Source organism: Leeuwenhoekiella sp. H156, assembly GCF_052218455.1.
Lineage (GTDB): Bacteria > Bacteroidota > Bacteroidia > Flavobacteriales > Flavobacteriaceae > Leeuwenhoekiella > Leeuwenhoekiella parthenopeia.
Genome location: NZ_CP197499.1, coordinates 649,414 through 665,877, shown reverse-complemented (window position 1 = coordinate 665,877; position 16,464 = coordinate 649,414). Strand labels below are relative to the sequence as shown.

The window sequence follows — 16,464 nt, the reverse complement described above, 5'->3', positions numbered from 1 at the left end:
GATTTAATTTAAAGCTAAAAAGAAGCGTTTTGAAAAAATACGATCTCATCATTATAGGAGCCGGCCCAATAGGTCTGGCCTGTGCCATTGCAGCTAAAAAAGCAAATCTCGAATATTTGGTTTTAGAAAAAGGAGTGCTGGTAAATTCCCTTTACAATTTCCCCGAGCAAATGACTTTTTTCTCTACTTCCAACTTATTGGAAATAGGCGATGTGCCCTTCGTAGCGCATAACGATAAGCCCACCCGAAAGGAAGCTCTGGAGTATTACCGCAGGGTTTATGATAGCTGGAAGCTAAATGTGCGCCTGTACAGTCCGGTAGAAAAAATGGAGAAGGATGGCGATTCTTACCGTATCAAAACTCCTAAAGAAGATTTTAAAACCGAAGCGGTCATTGTATCGACCGGTTTTTACGATACGGCTCGTAAACTCAACATTCCGGGAGAGGAGTTGCCCAAAGTGAAGCACTTTTACGACAGTCCGCATCCGTATGTCAACCAGAAAATACTGGTAATTGGTGCGGCAAATTCGGCCTGTGATGTGGCGCTTGAGACCTATTATAAAGGAGCCGAGGTCACTATGGCCATTCGGGGTGATGAGATTTACAAAAAGACGAAATACTGGATTAAGCCTAATATCGAAAACCGAATCAAGGAAGGTTCAATCAAGGCTTATTTCAATACAACCGTTACGGAGATCAAGCCTTATTCGGTTGTTTTAAACACGCCCGATGGGGAGATTGAGATTGAAAATGATTTTGTCCTCGCGATGATAGGCTATACGCCAGATTATTCGCTTTTCGAAAACCTGGGACTGCCTATTGACGAGGAAGATGCTAAAAAACCCATTCACGATCCCGAAACACTTGAAACGCCTTTGCCTAATGTATATGTAGCCGGAGTGATCAACAGCGGAATGCGTACCAGCAAACTCTTTATTGAAAATACACGGGTACACGCCGATATGATTATTAAAGACCTGATGACAAAGCGGACGGAGACGGTCTGATTTGTTAATATTTTGCTAAAGCCCGATATCCCAAAACCGATAGCTTCTCAACAAACGTATGTGTAGGTGTAACTAAAAAAAAACTTACACTATGAAAATTAAAAATGTATTCGCAGCTTTAGCAATGACTTGCTCAATCGCTGTATCTTCAACAGGTTTTGCTCAGGAAACTAAAATGGTTGGTGGGGCAGAAATGTATCCTACGAAAAATATTGTAGAGAATGCAGTAAACTCTAAAGATCATACAACTCTGGTAGCCGCAGTACAGGCTGCAGATTTAGTTGAAACACTACAGAGCGAAGGGCCATTTACCGTTTTGGCACCTACAAACGCTGCTTTTGAAAAACTACCTGATGGTACTGTTGCCAGCTTACTGAAGCCTGAGAATAAGAAGGCCTTACAGGGTGTTTTAACCTACCACGTTATTGCAGGGAAAAACAGCGCTGCAGCGATTATTGCAGATATCAAGGCAGGTAATGGAGTGGCAGAATGGACAACCGTTAACGGTCAAACCCTTTACGGAATGCTTGATGGTGATATGGTGAAAATCAAAGATCAGGCAGGTAACGTTGCGACAGTAACTATTGCTGATGTAAACCAGTCTAACGGCGTAATCCATGTGATTGATACCGTTTTACTGCCTAAAATGTAAGCGAATTGTATTTGAATTAGCCAATAAAAAAAGCGACCCGTTGAGGTCGCTTTTTCTGTTTTTATAAAACTGTGAATTAGGAAACCGCTTTCTTAATGCGGGCCAAAGCTTCTTTGATTTGATCCTGACTTGCTGCATACGAAATGCGAATACAGTTAGGATTTCCAAAAGCTTCGCCGGTTACGGTAGCAACATTTGCTTCTTCCAGTAAATAAATGGCAAAATCTGAAGCATTGTTAATCGTCTTTCCGTTTAGGGTTTTGCCTATAAAGTGTGTAACATTAGGGAATACGTAAAAAGCGCCTTCGGGCTCTACGCATTCAAAACCTTCAATATCGCTAAGTAAATCTAAAATAAGCTTTCTGCGCTCTTTAAATTCATCAACCATATATTGAATTTTACTTACGGGCGCTTCAAGGGCTGTAATTACAGCACGCTGTGCGATACAGTTAGCACCACTGGTAACCTGGCCCTGAATTTTATTACAGGCGCGGGCAATATAAGATGGGGCTCCGATGTACCCTATACGCCATCCGGTCATTGCAAACGCTTTAGCAACCCCGTTTACCGTTACGGTACGATCGTACATATCTTCAAACTGAGCCATACTGGCGTGACCACCTACATAGTTGATGTGCTCGTAAATCTCGTCGCTTACCACCACGATGTGTGGGTATTTTTGCAATACATCTGCAAGAGCACGAAGCTCCTTCTCGCTGTAAATAGAACCGCTAGGGTTACAGGGCGAACTGTACCAAAGCATTTTGGTCTTTGGGGTAATCGCTGCCTCAAGCTGCTCAGGAGTCATCTTAAAGTTCGTCTCTAAAGAAGTTTGTACTTCAACAGGTGCACCTTCCGCAAGCTGAACAATATCGGCATAACTTACCCAATACGGGCAGGGCAAAATCACTTCGTCACCCGGATTGATGCATACCTGTGCGATATTGTATAAAGACTGCTTAGCCCCGGTTGAAACAACAATCTGACTGCGATCATACGTAAGATTGTTATCTCTTTTAAACTTGGTAATGATTGCATCTTTAAGCTCTACATAACCGTCTACCGGTGAGTAGGCGTTGTAGTTGTCGTTGATGGCCTGTATAGCGGCATCCTTAATAAAATCTGGGGTGTTGAAGTCAGGTTCACCCAGGCTAAGGCCTATGATGTCTTTTCCTTCCGCACGCAGTTCACGTGCTTTTGCGGCCATTGCAAGCGTAGCAGATGCGGCCAAATTATTGATTCGGTCAGATAGTTGATTGGTAAGTGTTTCCATTAAGAAATTAAATTAAGCAGATTGTAAATTGGGTTGCGCGCCCATTTCTTTTAAATACTTAAAATGAGCAATAATCGCTTTACGTGTGGTTTTATACTCATTGTAAGGCAGGTTAAACTCCTGCGCGGTTTCCCGTACAATATTAGAAATCTTGGTATAGTGAATATGACTGATGTGCGGGAAAATATGATGCTCCACCTGATGATTAAGTCCGCCTGTAAACCAGTTTACGATTCGGTTTTTGGTCGAAAAGTTAACGGTGGTAAACAACTGGTGAATAGCCCAGGTATTTTTCATGGTGCCCGACTTGTCCGGTAGCGGCATATCTGCCTCATCAATAACGTGTGCTAATTGAAACACCACGCTAAGAATAACTCCTGCGGTATAGTGCATCACAAAAAAGCCGATTAAAATCTTCCACCACGCGATATCTAAAATGAGTAACGGAAGCACAATCCAGATCGCGACATAAATTAGTTTGGTGATTACCAGTTTGGTCCATTCAATTTTTGGATTCGGAAATTCACCATAAGACAATTTGCGCTTGAGATAGCGTTTCATCTGAAGAAAATCGGTAGTGATCGCCCAGTTAAAGGTGAGCAAACCGTATAGGAAGATAGAATAGTAATGTTGAAAACGGTGGTGCTTGTACCACGGGGCGTGTTTCGAGAAACGTAAAATGCGACCCGCTTCCAAATCCTCGTCGTGCCCGTGAATATTAGTATACGTATGATGCAGCACATTGTGCTGTACCTGCCAGTTGTAAACATTACCGGCAAGAATATAAATACTGCTTCCCATCATTTTGTTTACCCATTTTTTCTTCGAAAATGAGCCGTGATTCCCGTCGTGCATCACGTTCATACCCACGCCGGCCATACCCACGCCCATAACGATAGTGAGCAGGAGCTGCGCCCAACCCGGAAGGTTAAGCGTAAGAATTAAAAAATAGGGTGCCAGAAACAGGGAAAACATCACTGCGGTTTTCAGGTACAGTTTCCAGTTACCAGTACGTTCTACATTGTTTTCTTTAAAATAGGCGTTTACGCGCTTATTTAGGGTGCGGAAGAACTTAGCCGAATCAACCCTTGAGAATTTTATTGTTTTAATATTTTCCATACAAATTATGCTTAGCAAAACCCCAGAACAGAGGTGTTTGTAACGCAACCTCAAAAATAAGATTTATATCTTTTTAAGGCCTGCAAATACCGTAATTTAACGCGGTAAAACCTAATTTTGTTGCCGTAATTTGCAATTATGGAACTTATAAAGCACTATTTCCCCAATCTGAGTGAAAATCAGCTTGTTCAGTTTGAACAACTCAACGAACTTTATCAGGACTGGAACCTGAAAATCAACGTGGTCTCGCGTAAAGACATCGATGAGATTTATTTACGTCACGTTTTACATTCGTTGGGCATTGCAAAAGTGCAGGGTTTTAATCCCGGTAGTAAGGTGCTTGATGTGGGTACCGGTGGTGGATTTCCGGGAGTGCCTCTGGCTATTTTATTTCCGGAGACCCAGTTTCATCTCGTAGATAGTATCGGTAAAAAGATCAAAGTGGTTGATGAGGTGGTTGCCGGTTTAGGGCTGACCAATGTAAAAACTACAAATGATCGCGTTGAGAATGTACCCGGCAGCTATGATTTTATTGTTAGCCGTGCTGTAGCGCAAATGGAAACTTTTGTACACTGGACCAAAGGAAAGATCGCCAAAAAGAGCACTCACGAGCTTAAGAACGGTATTCTGTATTTGAAAGGAGGAGACTTAAGCGAAGAACTGAGTTTGTACACGACCGCCAGGATTTATGACTTGTCAGATTATTTTAAAGAGGAATTTTTTGAGACTAAAAAGGTGGTGCATCTACCTTTGAAGTTTAAAGGATGATAAACAAAAAAAGCGACTCTAAAGTCGCTTTTTTTAGGTTCGTAGCATATTGTAATACGTGCGATTGCATCGGTTCCCGAAACTTCTCAGGAAATCCTGAGCCCGGTTGAGTAGGGTCGTGCGTTCGTGCTGATCAATCTCAAGAAGGCTGTCTTCAAGCTCTTTCAATTTCTCGTCGATACTTTCAGGATCGCGCACCAGATATAATTTTTCCTTTTTACGGGTTATTTTTCGATTTCGTTTTTTCTTAGTTACATCTATAACGGAATATTTCACCTTCAGGACGTACATTTTGTTTTCATCATTCTTCATAATTCCTCTATTTATTGGTAAAGTTACTAAAAAATTATTTGGTAACATTAAATTTACATTGGCATAACATTTAGATAACGTTGTGTAGTAGCTCAAAAAAAATGCCATCTTTCAAAGATGGCATTTTAAATATATGTAAATCAGTAAGTTATTCTCCTAAAAAGGGATATCTGTAATCTGTAGGTGTTACAAAAGTTTCCTTGATTAATCGAGGGGAAACCCAGCGCAACAGATTTAATGCGCTACCTGCTTTATCGTTAGTACCTGATGCCCGAGCACCGCCAAAAGGCTGTTGGCCAACGACCGCGCCTGTAGGCTTATCATTGATGTAGAAGTTACCGGCTGCATTTTGTAATGCCTGAGTAGCTTCCGTAATCGCATAACGATCTGCTGCCAAAACAGCTCCGGTTAATGCGTATTCACTGGTAGTATCAACTAGTTTTAAAGTTTCGCTCCACTTTTCATCCTCATAAACATAAACCGTAACAACTGGGCCAAAAAGCTCGGTTGTCATTGTGGTATATTTAGGATCTGTGGTTAAAATTACTGTTGGCTCTACAAAGTATCCTTTAGATTTATCGTAATTACCTCCGGCAACTATTTCAGCATTTGAATCTTTTTTAGCCTGATCAATATATTTGGCCAGTTTATCAAAAGAGCCTTCGTGAATCACGGCAGTGATGAAGTTGCTCATGTCTTCCGGGGATCCCATTTTAAAGGATTTGATGTCTTTAACAACCAAATCTTTTACTTTAGGCCACATTGATTTTGGGATATACACACGGCTCGCCGCGCTACATTTTTGCCCCTGAAATTCAAAAGCTCCGCGCGAAATTGCCGTTGCTACCTGCTGCGGGTTTGCGGTAGGATGTGCCAGGATAAAATCTTTACCACCGGTTTCGCCTACAATACGTGGATAGGTTTTGTATTTGTGAATGTTTGCTCCAATTTTTGCCCAAATTCCTTTAAATACGGTTGTAGAACCGGTAAAGTGAATCCCTGCAAAATCAGGGCTGTCCAGTACGGTATTGGTGATCATTTCAGGATCACCCATCACCATATTGATTACACCTGCCGGTACTCCGGCTTCTTCAAAAACTTCCATTATAACCTGAGCAGAATATACCTGGCTGTCGCTGGGTTTCCATACCACGGTGTTGCCCATAAGTGCAGCAGAGGCCGGTAAATTTCCGGCGATAGCCGTAAAATTAAAAGGAGTAACTGCGTAAACAAAGCCTTCAAGCGGGCGATATTCTACGCGGTTCCAGGCTGCAGAAGTAGATTCCGGCTGGTCTGCGTAGATTTCACTCATATACTGTACGTTGAAACGTAGGAAGTCAATAAGTTCGCAGGCAGAATCAATCTCTGCCTGATAGATATTTTTAGACTGCGCCAGCATGGTGGCTGCATTGATCTTCGCACGGTAAGGTCCCTGAATCAGTTCGGCGGCTTTTAAAAAGATACCTGCGCGGTGTTCCCAGGGCATTTGCGACCATTTTTTGCGGGCTTCAAGTGAAGCAGCAATCGCAGCTTCTATGTGGTTTTTTTCGGCAAGCTGGTATTCTCCCAATTTGTGCTTGTGCTCGTGTGGAGGTGACATCGTGCTGGTTTTGCCGGTTTCTATTTTTTTACCGTCTATGTATAAAGGTACATTTACGGTGCTGTTGTAAAGTTCTTTGTAGGCTTTTAAAACCGCGTCGCGCTCGGGTGTTCCGGGTGCATAGGTTTTTACGGGCTCGTTAATAGCTACGGGTACTTCAAAAAATCCTGTTGACATGCTTATTTTATTTTTGCGTTTTCTCCACAAAGGTGGACTCGTTTCTGATGCTAATAAGCACCGGAAAAGTTGTTTTTTTGTAATGGCGCGAAAGGTACAAAATTCTAAAGCCACGCCCTAAGAATAGCCAAACAGTATTGTTAAGAAAGTAATCTGAGTCGTTGAGGTGTTCAGGAGATTGAGGTGTAGTTAGTTAAGGTTGAATTTTGAATTCAGCTTAAAAGTAGGGATCATCACCTGAAATTGGGTAGAATTATTAAAGTTAATCATGGTATAGTAACCATTCATTGCTCCAAAAGGAGATTTAAGCAGGCAGCCTGAAGTATAACGGTGTTGCTCACCCGGCTGAAGAACCGGTTTTTTACCAATTACTCCTTCGCCGGTGACCTGCTCGATGTCATTGAGCGAATCGTAAATCGTCCAGCAACGGCTGAGTAATTTTACGGTATCCCTGCTGTTATTGCTTATGGTGATGGTATAGCCAAAAGCATAGAAAACTTCGCTGTTTTTTGAAAATGCGCCTTCAAAATGAGTCTCTACCGAAACTTTAATGCCTTTTGTTACTTGCTCTACCATTATTAATAGGTTGCGGCAGTTATGAGTAAGAAGAGGATCATGCTCATCCCTGACAGCATTAAAAATACAAAATTCAGTATTAAAAATTTGAGAAGGGTGCGCAGTCTGCCTTCCTTGTAAAAATTACGTAACGCTTTATAGAAGTAGAATGGGCATATTAAAAATAGAAAAATAGAAGTGAGTACGCTGGCGCCTATTAAAAAATCTGGCAAAGCCAATAGCAGCATACCTAAAAACATAAAAGAGAATATGTGAAAAATGAAAATCACATGCTCAACATAATTATGCTTTGCCGAAGGATAAAAAAAGCGTCTTAGTGTTGCTAATACTGCAGCGATGCCAGAGCCCAGGTAGGGTATATTCAAAACGGTCTGAAACCAGGAATACGGGGTGCCTTTTATTTTTTGCAATGCTTCCCGGTAAGATTCTTTCTTAAGATAAAGCGGAACAAAAGCCAGTGCAAATAATGGTGTGAAGAAAAAAATGAAGAAAGGAGTCTTCTCAACCAGGTATTCATAGAATTCAAAGGGCTCGTCAAGTATCTTATTAAAGGTAGCGCTCTTCTTGTAAAGCCAGATATTGGTGCGGGTCTTTGGGTATTTGAGACTGTCAAGACCTTCTTCGGGGCGGGTGATAGCCGTTGACGAACTGAATTTTCTGAAAAGGGTGATTTTGTTTTTGGTGCGCCCGTAGAAACCCAGGGAATCCAGTTTTTCCGGATTTTGATATTCGAAAGGGAGGCTTTGAGTCGTATCTCTATTTTGCTGAACTCCTTTTTCTATATAATAGGTAATAGAATCAATGGGTATCTCCTGAAAGTCTTTTTTTGCCTCGGTCGTAAGTTTACTCCAGTCAAAGGATTCTGTGGTATTTTCGGTGTTTTCAAAAAAGTCGAGTAAACCGCTTATTATGAAAAAAAGGATACTTACACTTAGGTAAAACCGAAATGGATTTGCGTAAGTGAGTCGCTTTCCGTCTACATAATCACGTGTTATGGTTCCCGGTTTAAATAAAAGGTCTTTTATGGTGTACCGAAATCTGGAGTCGTAATTGAATATACTTCCTGCGAATTCTCTGAAATAGTTGCCTAATGATAGTCTTTGCCGCGAATTGATTTGTCCGCAATAGGAACAGTAGCGGTCACTTAATTCAAGCGGATGACCGCAGTTGAGACATTTGTTTCCCCTATCGTAAACAGGGATTTTGGGTTTTTGTTCAACTGGTTTTTGCACCGTTAAGGCAGGTTTTTAAGTAAGATAGGATACGAAGTTATCATAAATCCTCAAATAGAGAAGCAGGTCTCATGATTAATCGCGTCTTACATTTGAAATGCTTGTGGAAAGTGCATTGCCTACGCCTATCAATTCGTCGAAGCGGGCACCGGGAGGTCTGTAATAGACCAGCACATCGTATTCATTTTCGGTTTGCCAAAAATCGCCACTTATGGGATTCTCCTCCAATCGTTTTCCGTTTTTGGCCACTACATATTTATAGTTGTAGTAACCCTGCTTCATCAGCATGGCGGTCTCATACCTTCCGGTATCTGCATTGTAGTACATTCGGGTGGCGTCTTCCAGATCGTAGTTGTTGAAGTTTCCGTAGATGTAAATGTCTTCTCCTTTGGGACGTTGCGGGTGCTCTAAGCTGAAATGAATCCAGGCATATTCGGCATGAATTCGCGGATCTGAGCCTTGCATGGTGCGAATAACAAAGTTTCCGTTTATATCCGGGTTGAAGGTGTATTCCTGATCAGCGCGGGTTGCATTTCCGTAAAGGTAATTATGGTACAAATCCTGAAGGTCTACAAACTGGATGCGGTTTGTGGCGATCCTGATGTTTTTATTATCGTAATCAAAAAACTCATTGCCGCCGTAAAAGGAAGTTTCGTCATTATAGCGATACTCCAGGCGATTGCCTATGTTGTACTGCGGTTGAATGTTGCTAATGCTGTTTTTGAGATTGTTGTTTTGAATAATAAGTGTTTTGACGGTGTTTTTTGGGTTGATTAAGACATTTTCACCCGAGTCGACAAAAAAGTTAACCACTTGTTTTTGTTCTATAAACTCAAGATCCCTGCTGCGTAATACTTCAACACCTACACTCACAAGAGGTGTATAAATCATGAATTTTCGGGAAAAGATAAGTTCTTCATCTGCGTTAAAAACCTCAAGCAGGTAATTTCCGGTTTTAGTAATGGCGGTGGTGTACTGGTTGGGTATCGTTAGCTCATAATGGGTGTAGAGTTGCAGGGTGCTCACCGAGTTCGTGTAATTCATTATACGCACATCGTCAACCCCGTCTATATATTCATTTTTTACCAGTACCGAAGGCGTCCAGTCGTAATCGTAGTGGGTAATGGTGTAGTAAAAATCAGATTCGTCGCCTATAATGTCATCAAAACTGAGTCTTAACGGAGTGCCCAGTTGAATGAGCGGGAGTTGACTTTCGGCGGTATTGCCGTAAAATTGTACCGTTTTTATGTATGGGGGTGCCGGCATTTCTTCGGCTACCTGAGCCATTCCCTGTCCGAATATAAGAAGTGTAAAAACAACCGAAAACGTTTTCATTAAAGCGAGTTTGCTGGTGAAACACAATATTAGCAAATAAAGTGCCTTATTTTTACAGAATCTCAATAAGGTGCTAATAAGTGTGTTTTTGGCATTCTTAAGCTTTGTATGCATCTCCTGCCTGCCGGTTGTATAATTTTATCACGGGATTTGTGTATTAAGGATGTAAAATTTGTAAATTTGCGCACCTCAATTCCAGACAGAAACTGAGTTGGGCAACTAAAAAAACTTTAACATATACTTCCTATGTCAAAAGACATTAAGATCAAAAAAGGTCTTGATATAAAATTGGTGGGAGCAGCAGAGAAAACCCTAGCTGACGCCCCCAAGTCAAGAACTTATGTGATCAAGCCTTCAGATTTTCATCTTGTAACTCCTAAGATGCTTTTTAAAGAAGGAGCCAAGGTAAAGGCGGGCGAGCCGCTTTTTTACTCCAAGAAAGATGAACGTATCAAATTTGTATCACCGGTTAGCGGTACTCTTGCTGAGATTAAGCGGGGAGCGAAGCGGGTTATAACCCACGTGGTTATTGAAGCAGACGGTACAGATGCGACTCACGAGTTTTCAAAATTGGATGTTAAAACATCAAGTGCCGAAACTATTAAAGAGCGTATGCTTGAAGCCGGTTTATGGCCTTTTATCAAGCAACGTCCTTATGATATAATTGCCGCGGTAGATACTACTCCCGAGGCAATTTTTATTTCGGGGCATAACAGTGCGCCGCTGGCTCCAGATTATAACTTCAGTCTTAAAGGTAAGGAAGCTGCGTTGCAGGCGGGTGTGAACGCTTTGGCAAAGCTGACCTCAGGTAAAGTTCATCTGGGAGTAGCTAAAACTGCTGATTCGGTTTTTGCTAATTTGAGTGAAGTAGAACTTCATACGGTTTCAGGGCCTCATCCTAGTGGTAACGTAGGAACGCAGATCAATAAAATCAGACCGGTAAATAAGGGAGAAACAGTATGGACTGTAGCTCCCGAGAACCTTGCTATTATTGGTGAATTATTCCTTACAGGAAAATTTAATCCGGAGCGAGTGATCAGTGTATCAGGGTCAGGCATCAAAAAACCACAGTATTTTAAGACCAAAATAGGAGCAGAGGTGTCTACCTTTGCCTATTCTGCCGGAATTAACGGGGATAATGTACGTATGATCTCAGGTAACGTGCTTACCGGAAAACAGGTAAGTGCAGACGGTCATTTAGGATATTATCACAATGAATTTGTAGCCATTCCGGAAGGAGACGATTATGAATTTTTTGGGTGGAATAAACCTGTTTTCAATAAAATATCATCTTCAAGAGCCCTTACTTTTTCATGGCTATTCCCAAATAAGAAGTACGATCTGGATACCAACACCAACGGGGAGCATCGCGCCTTTGTGGTAACCGGAAACTACGAGGAAGTATTCCCGATGGATATCTACCCTTTACAGTTGCTTAAAGCCTGTATGGTAGAAGATCTGGATGCTATGGAAGCTTTGGGTATGTATGAAGTGGCACCGGAAGATTTTGCGCTTACCGAATTTGTATGCGTATCTAAACAACCACACCAAGCAATCATTCGTAAAGGACTTGACTTAATGCACGAAGAAATAGGATAATAGCTATGGGATTAAAAGAAAAATTACACAGTATTAAAGAAGATTTCAAAGGGAAAAAAATGGCACCTGCGTTTAACGCATTGCATACCTTTTTGTATACCCCTAATGAAACCACGCACAGCGGTGCTCACATTAGAGCCGTTGATGATTTAAAACGTACGATGAATACCGTTATTATTGCTCTGTTGCCGGTTTTGGTTTGGGGTATTTTTAATGCGGGATATCAGCACTATGCAGCAATTGATGCCGCTCAGGGTGTTGTACGTGAGGCTAGTTTGTTCGGTAATTTCTTTACCTGGGACAACTTTATATTAGGAGCCTGGACCGTGCTTCCGCTGGTTATAATTTCGTATGGAGTAGGTCTTGCGGTAGAGTTTGTTTTTGCCGTTATCAAAGGTCACGAGGTAGAAGAAGGTTACCTGGTTACGGGTATGCTTGTTCCTCTTATTGTACCGGTTGATATACCACTTTGGATGCTTGCTGTAGCAGTCGTGTTTGGTGTGGTAATCGGTAAGGAAGTTTTTGGCGGAACAGGAATGAATATTCTTAACCCTGCGCTTACCATTCGTGCTTTCTTATTCTTTGCTTATCCTACATGGATGAGTGGTGATAAGGTATGGGTACACGGAGCTCAGGCAGCTGCAGGTACTCCCGATGCATTTTCAGGAGAGACCATTTTAGGATCTTATGCACAGAATAACTCGGTTGTTTATGATTTTGCAGATAAGTTTTTCGGGTTTATCCCGGGATCAGTAGGTGAGACTTCAACATTTCTTATCATCATCGGCGGATTGTTCTTGATGTTTACCAAGATTGCAAGCTGGAGAATTATTCTAAGTGCTGTGGTTGGAGCTGCAGTAATGGGATTGATTTTTAACGGAGTTGTAGATCAGGGATGGATTACAGAGAGCAGTAAGTTTTACGGCTTGATGAGCACTCCATTCTGGGAACATCTTATCATTGGAGGTATCGCTTTCGGTATCGTTTATATGGCGACAGATCCGGTTTCGGGTGCGCAAACCAACACCGGTAAATACTGGTATGGTTTCTTAATAGGATTTATCTCGATTATGATTCGCGTATTCAACCCGGCATATCCGGAAGGAGTATTCCTTGCAATCCTGCTTATGAACGTTTTTGCGCCAACTATTGATCACTATGTTGTTCAGGCAAACGTTAAACAACGTATGAAACGTCTAAAATTAAAAACTGCTTAATCATGGCAAATACAGATAAAAACAGTTACACAGTAATCTTTGCAGTGGTAATGGTACTCGTAGTAGGATCATTGCTCGCCTTTACAGCTTCGAGCTTAAAGCCTGCAATTACTGAAAATGAGCGATTCGAAAAGCAACAAAACATTCTTTATGCTATGGGCATTAATGAGAATGTGGAAGGTTCTGTGAATTTTGTTCCAACAAACAAGGTCGAAGCGGAGTTTGGTAAATACATCAAAGAACAATTAGTTATTCAGAACGGAAAAATCGAAAAAGATTCTTCGGCTTATCTAATCAATTTGAAGCAGGAATTGGCAAAAGATATGTCAGAGCGTAAGCTTCCGCTTTTTGTGGGCGAAAAAGATGGTAAGGACTACTACATCATCCCAATGTACGGAAAGGGTTTATGGGATGCTATCTGGGGCTTTATTGCTTTAGACGAAAACTATGTAGTACAGGGTGTTTATTTTGACCATAAAGGGGAAACTCCGGGTCTTGGTGCAAACATCAAGGAGCGTTACTTTATGGACGATTTTACCGGAGAAGAGATTATGGCTGATACCGAGTATGAAGGAATCACCGTTGCCAAAGGAAATAACGATCCGCTTAACGAGCGTAAGGACGATGGCAAAGTTGATGCCCTTGCCGGCGCAACAATCACCGGTAATGGTGTTACAGCAATGATTAACAGCACCGTTAAATTGTACATCCCTTACTTAAAAGACTTAAAAATATAATTATGGCATTACTATCTAAAAAAGACAGAGGTTTAATCCTTGATCCGCTGGCAGATAATAACCCGATCACCATTCAGGTATTAGGTATTTGTTCTGCACTTGCGATTACCGCGCAATTGAAGGCGTCTATCGTAATGGGAATTTCGGTAATGTTTGTACTGGGTGTGGGTAACGTGGTAATTTCGCTTATGCGTAATATCATTCCTTCCAAAATACGCATCATCGTTCAGCTGGTAGTGGTAGCTGCTTTGGTAATTATCGTAGACCAGGTGCTTAAAGCTTTTGCGTATGAATTGAGTAAAACGCTTTCGGTTTTCGTGGGTCTTATTATTACAAACTGTATCATTATGGGACGTTTTGAAGCTTTCGCTTTGGGTAACGGTCCCTGGAGATCATTCCTTGATGGTATCGGTAACGCCGCAGGTTATGCATTAATACTGGTTGTCGTAGGTTTCTTTAGAGAACTTCTGGGTTCTGGAACTTTACTCGGATTTAAAGTTTTAGGAGATCCAATCGCTAAAACCGGCCTTTATGCAATTGGCTATGAGAACAACGGTTTTATGCTTCTTTCACCAATGGCACTTATCGTTGTAGGTATCATCATCTGGGTGCAACGCGCCAGAAATAAAGCACTAATCGAAGAAAACTAAAGATTACGGGTTGAGTTTTACTCAAGTCTAACTTTTCATAAAAGAAAAATGGAACACGTAGAGTTATTTTTTAAATCAATATTTATAGACAACATGGTGTTTGCCACGTTCCTTGGGATGTGTTCTTACCTTGCTGTGTCTAAAAAAGTTTCGACCGCTGTAGGTCTTGGAGCTGCCGTAATCTTTGTACTTGCTGTTACCGTGCCTATGAACTGGCTACTGGATCAGTATGTGTTGCGACCAGGAGCATTAACCTGGTTAGGGCCTGAGTATGCAGACTACGATTTGAGTTTCCTGTCATTCATTCTGTTTATTGCTACCATTGCGACAATGGTACAGCTCGTAGAAATTGTAGTAGAAAAGTTTGCTCCGGCACTTTATACCTCTTTGGGTATTTTCTTACCTCTTATTGCGGTAAACTGTGCGATCTTAGGAGGTTCACTTTTTATGCAGTCCAGAGACATAGCTACTTTAGGTCTCGCGTTTAATTACGGTTTGGCTTCAGGAATCGGCTGGTTTTTAGCAATTCTTGCCATTGCCGCTATTCGCGAAAAGATTCGGTATTCAAACGTACCTGCACCATTAAGAGGTCTTGGGATTACGTTTATCATAACCGGTCTTATGGCAATTGGTTTTATGAGTTTTGGTGGAATGTTAACCGGAGGAGATGAGAAAACCGAAAAGACTGATGAAGCCGCTCAAATCGAAACGATAACCCAGGATAAAGACGCTGAAGAACCTTTGGCCGAAGTATCACAAGAACTAAACAATAAATAATATGTTTTTAGCAGCAAGTACAGGAGGAGTTATTGCAGCAACGGTAGTAGCGTTTTTGGTTTTAACCATTGTATTGGTTGGCCTACTGCTTTTTGCAAAAGAAAAATTATCACCTTCAGGTCCTGTGACCATCACTATAAACGGTGAGAAGAAGGTTGAGGTAGACTCAGGAAGTTCATTGCTTTCAACTTTAGGTGGAAAGAAAGTCTTTTTACCTTCTGCCTGTGGTGGTGGTGGTACCTGCATTCAGTGTGAGTGTCACGTACTTTCAGGTGGTGGTGAAGCGTTACCTACCGAAACGCCACACTTTACCCGTAAAGAGTTAGCCGCCGGAGCGCGTTTAGCTTGCCAGGTAAAAGTGAAGCAGGACATGGAAATCACCATTCCTGAAGAAGTATTCGGTATTAAAAAATGGGAAGCAACTGTAGTGCGTAACTATAACGTAGCTTCGTTCATCAAGGAATTTGTAGTAGAAATCCCAGAGGATATGGACTACAAAGCTGGTGGATATATCCAAATTGAAATTCCGGAATGTACCGTGAAGTTTGAAGATATGGATATCACAGCTCACCCTGAGGAGCATGATGATCCCAATAAATTCCAGGAAGAGTGGGAGAAGTTTAAGCTTTGGCCACTTGTAATGAAAAATAACGAAGTAGTAGAGCGTGCTTATTCTATGGCCTCGTATCCTGCAGAAGGACGTGAGATCATGCTCAACGTACGTATTGCAACTCCACCATTTGACCGTGCAAAAGGCGGATGGATGGATGTAAATCCTGGTGTTGCTTCATCGTATATTTTCAGTAGAAAGAAAGGAGATAAAGTTACCATTTCAGGTCCTTACGGTGAGTTCTTCATCAACGAGTCTGATGCTGAAATGCTTTACGTAGGTGGTGGAGCCGGTATGGCGCCTATGCGTTCGCACCTGTATCACCTCTTCAAAACTCTTAAGACCGGTCGAAAAGTAACGTATTGGTACGGTGGTCGTTCTAAGCGTGAGTTATTTTACTTAAAGCATTTCCGCGATTTGGAGGAAGAGTTTGAAAACTTCAAGTTCTATCTGGTGCTTTCAGAGCCTTTAGAAGAAGACAATTGGAAGGTTAAAGAAGATATCAATAGTCCCGGTGATGGTTTCGTAGGTTTTGTTCACAATGCTGTAATTGAACAGTATTTGAGTAAACACGAGGAGCCGGAAGAAATCGAATTGTATTTCTGTGGGCCTCCGCTTATGAACAAGGCGGTTCAAAAGATGGGAGAAGATTTTGGTATCCCTGATGAGAACATCCGCTTTGATGATTTTGGAGGATAATCCAAAAAAAGAATTTTATAAAAGCCGTTACGAAAGTAGCGGCTTTTTTTAGTGCTTGTATTTGTTGAATTTCAGGTGTTTAACTTGATTACGTGTTCCTTATTTCAACTATACCGTTAATGGA

Annotated in this window: 16 protein-coding genes; 9 read left to right on the top strand and 7 right to left on the bottom strand. The window is 41.6% G+C overall.

Translation table 11 applies throughout. The features are described from left to right. The first annotated feature begins 29 nt into the window (after positions 1–29). Positions 30–1,007, top strand: a complete 978-nt coding sequence (locus tag ACSSS3_RS02745) for a YpdA family putative bacillithiol disulfide reductase (RefSeq protein ID WP_228229826.1) — start codon at positions 30–32, stop codon at positions 1,005–1,007. A gap of 91 nt (positions 1,008–1,098) precedes the next feature. Continuing rightward, on the top strand, positions 1,099–1,659 hold the full coding sequence (locus ACSSS3_RS02740; RefSeq protein ID WP_228229825.1) for a fasciclin domain-containing protein: 561 nt from the start codon (positions 1,099–1,101) through the stop codon (positions 1,657–1,659). Between the two features lie 76 nt (positions 1,660–1,735). Here the strand turns inward: ACSSS3_RS02740 and ACSSS3_RS02735 are convergent, their stop codons facing one another. After that, positions 1,736–2,932: a pyridoxal phosphate-dependent aminotransferase gene (locus ACSSS3_RS02735; RefSeq protein ID WP_442846361.1), complete on the bottom strand. Its 1,197-nt coding sequence runs from the start codon at positions 2,930–2,932 to the stop codon at positions 1,736–1,738. Between the two features lie 12 nt (positions 2,933–2,944). Then, entirely contained in the window at positions 2,945–4,051 is a 1,107-nt protein-coding gene (locus ACSSS3_RS02730; RefSeq protein WP_442846360.1) for a fatty acid desaturase family protein, read from the bottom strand. Positions 4,052–4,189: 138 nt separating this feature from the next. Between ACSSS3_RS02730 and rsmG the strand changes: the two genes are divergently transcribed. Then, positions 4,190–4,819 carry a 16S rRNA (guanine(527)-N(7))-methyltransferase RsmG gene (gene rsmG / locus ACSSS3_RS02725; protein WP_442846359.1) on the top strand — a complete coding sequence of 210 codons (630 nt, stop codon included), beginning with the start codon at positions 4,190–4,192 and terminating at the stop codon, positions 4,817–4,819. Between the two features lie 33 nt (positions 4,820–4,852). Here rsmG and ACSSS3_RS02720 read toward each other — a convergent pair whose 3' ends face one another. The 5 genes from ACSSS3_RS02720 to ACSSS3_RS02700 all read right to left on the bottom strand — a co-directional run bounded on the left by ACSSS3_RS02720 (position 4,853) and on the right by ACSSS3_RS02700 (position 10,051). Further along, the gene (locus tag ACSSS3_RS02720) at positions 4,853–5,131 is read right to left on the bottom strand and encodes a hypothetical protein (protein ID WP_442846358.1); all 279 of its coding nucleotides are present in this window, start codon (positions 5,129–5,131) and stop codon (positions 4,853–4,855) included. A gap of 148 nt (positions 5,132–5,279) precedes the next feature. Continuing rightward, positions 5,280–6,908: an L-glutamate gamma-semialdehyde dehydrogenase gene (gene pruA, locus ACSSS3_RS02715; protein WP_442846357.1), complete on the bottom strand. Its 1,629-nt coding sequence runs from the start codon at positions 6,906–6,908 to the stop codon at positions 5,280–5,282. A gap of 189 nt (positions 6,909–7,097) precedes the next feature. Next, positions 7,098–7,484 carry a Co2+/Mg2+ efflux protein ApaG gene (apaG, locus tag ACSSS3_RS02710; protein WP_228229819.1) on the bottom strand — a complete coding sequence of 129 codons (387 nt, stop codon included), beginning with the start codon at positions 7,482–7,484 and terminating at the stop codon, positions 7,098–7,100. Positions 7,485–7,486: 2 nt separating this feature from the next. Further along, a complete protein-coding gene (locus tag ACSSS3_RS02705; protein ID WP_442846356.1) occupies positions 7,487–8,716 on the bottom strand; it encodes a DUF3667 domain-containing protein in 1,230 nt (409 codons plus the stop codon). Between the two features lie 75 nt (positions 8,717–8,791). Then, complete coding sequence (locus ACSSS3_RS02700; protein WP_442846355.1) at positions 8,792–10,051, bottom strand: DUF5103 domain-containing protein; 1,260 nt, start codon at positions 10,049–10,051, stop codon at positions 8,792–8,794. Positions 10,052–10,297: 246 nt separating this feature from the next. On the opposite strand from ACSSS3_RS02700, the gene ACSSS3_RS02695 reads away from it, so the two are divergent. Genes ACSSS3_RS02695 through nqrF form a run of 6 tightly spaced genes read left to right on the top strand, consistent with a single transcriptional unit; the run spans position 10,298 to position 16,340 of the window. After that, on the top strand, positions 10,298–11,650 hold the full coding sequence (locus ACSSS3_RS02695) for a Na(+)-translocating NADH-quinone reductase subunit A (RefSeq protein WP_442846354.1): 1,353 nt from the start codon (positions 10,298–10,300) through the stop codon (positions 11,648–11,650). A gap of 5 nt (positions 11,651–11,655) precedes the next feature. After that, the gene (locus ACSSS3_RS02690; protein ID WP_228229815.1) at positions 11,656–12,867 is read left to right on the top strand and encodes an NADH:ubiquinone reductase (Na(+)-transporting) subunit B; all 1,212 of its coding nucleotides are present in this window, start codon (positions 11,656–11,658) and stop codon (positions 12,865–12,867) included. 2 nt (positions 12,868–12,869) lie between these two features. Further along, the gene (locus tag ACSSS3_RS02685) at positions 12,870–13,604 is read left to right on the top strand and encodes a Na(+)-translocating NADH-quinone reductase subunit C (RefSeq protein ID WP_262908958.1); all 735 of its coding nucleotides are present in this window, start codon (positions 12,870–12,872) and stop codon (positions 13,602–13,604) included. Between the two features lie 2 nt (positions 13,605–13,606). Next, on the top strand, positions 13,607–14,254 hold the full coding sequence (locus ACSSS3_RS02680) for an NADH:ubiquinone reductase (Na(+)-transporting) subunit D (protein ID WP_228229814.1): 648 nt from the start codon (positions 13,607–13,609) through the stop codon (positions 14,252–14,254). A 48-nt stretch (positions 14,255–14,302) separates the two neighbouring features. After that, positions 14,303–15,031, top strand: a complete 729-nt coding sequence (nqrE, locus tag ACSSS3_RS02675; protein ID WP_442846353.1) for an NADH:ubiquinone reductase (Na(+)-transporting) subunit E — start codon at positions 14,303–14,305, stop codon at positions 15,029–15,031. A 1-nt stretch (position 15,032) separates the two neighbouring features. Continuing rightward, positions 15,033–16,340: an NADH:ubiquinone reductase (Na(+)-transporting) subunit F gene (nqrF, locus tag ACSSS3_RS02670; protein WP_099646158.1), complete on the top strand. Its 1,308-nt coding sequence runs from the start codon at positions 15,033–15,035 to the stop codon at positions 16,338–16,340. Positions 16,341–16,464: the final 124 nt, after the last annotated feature.

What these genes read in the sequence shown, in the direction of transcription:
- ACSSS3_RS02730 (WP_442846360.1), bottom strand. Translation starts at nt 4,051, where the DNA reads ATGGAAAATATTAAAACAATAAAATTCTCAAGGGTTGATTCGGCTAAG.
- ACSSS3_RS02740 (WP_228229825.1), top strand. Translation starts at nt 1,099, where the DNA reads ATGAAAATTAAAAATGTATTCGCAGCTTTAGCAATGACTTGCTCAATC.
- apaG (WP_228229819.1), bottom strand. Translation starts at nt 7,484, where the DNA reads ATGGTAGAGCAAGTAACAAAAGGCATTAAAGTTTCGGTAGAGACTCAT.
- nqrF (WP_099646158.1), top strand. Translation starts at nt 15,033, where the DNA reads ATGTTTTTAGCAGCAAGTACAGGAGGAGTTATTGCAGCAACGGTAGTA.
- ACSSS3_RS02720 (WP_442846358.1), bottom strand. Translation starts at nt 5,131, where the DNA reads ATGAAGAATGATGAAAACAAAATGTACGTCCTGAAGGTGAAATATTCC.
- ACSSS3_RS02700 (WP_442846355.1), bottom strand. Translation starts at nt 10,051, where the DNA reads ATGAAAACGTTTTCGGTTGTTTTTACACTTCTTATATTCGGACAGGGA.
- ACSSS3_RS02695 (WP_442846354.1), top strand. Translation starts at nt 10,298, where the DNA reads ATGTCAAAAGACATTAAGATCAAAAAAGGTCTTGATATAAAATTGGTG.
- ACSSS3_RS02735 (WP_442846361.1), bottom strand. Translation starts at nt 2,932, where the DNA reads ATGGAAACACTTACCAATCAACTATCTGACCGAATCAATAATTTGGCC.
- ACSSS3_RS02690 (WP_228229815.1), top strand. Translation starts at nt 11,656, where the DNA reads ATGGGATTAAAAGAAAAATTACACAGTATTAAAGAAGATTTCAAAGGG.
- pruA (WP_442846357.1), bottom strand. Translation starts at nt 6,908, where the DNA reads ATGTCAACAGGATTTTTTGAAGTACCCGTAGCTATTAACGAGCCCGTA.
- ACSSS3_RS02680 (WP_228229814.1), top strand. Translation starts at nt 13,607, where the DNA reads ATGGCATTACTATCTAAAAAAGACAGAGGTTTAATCCTTGATCCGCTG.
- rsmG (WP_442846359.1), top strand. Translation starts at nt 4,190, where the DNA reads ATGGAACTTATAAAGCACTATTTCCCCAATCTGAGTGAAAATCAGCTT.
- ACSSS3_RS02685 (WP_262908958.1), top strand. Translation starts at nt 12,870, where the DNA reads ATGGCAAATACAGATAAAAACAGTTACACAGTAATCTTTGCAGTGGTA.
- nqrE (WP_442846353.1), top strand. Translation starts at nt 14,303, where the DNA reads ATGGAACACGTAGAGTTATTTTTTAAATCAATATTTATAGACAACATG.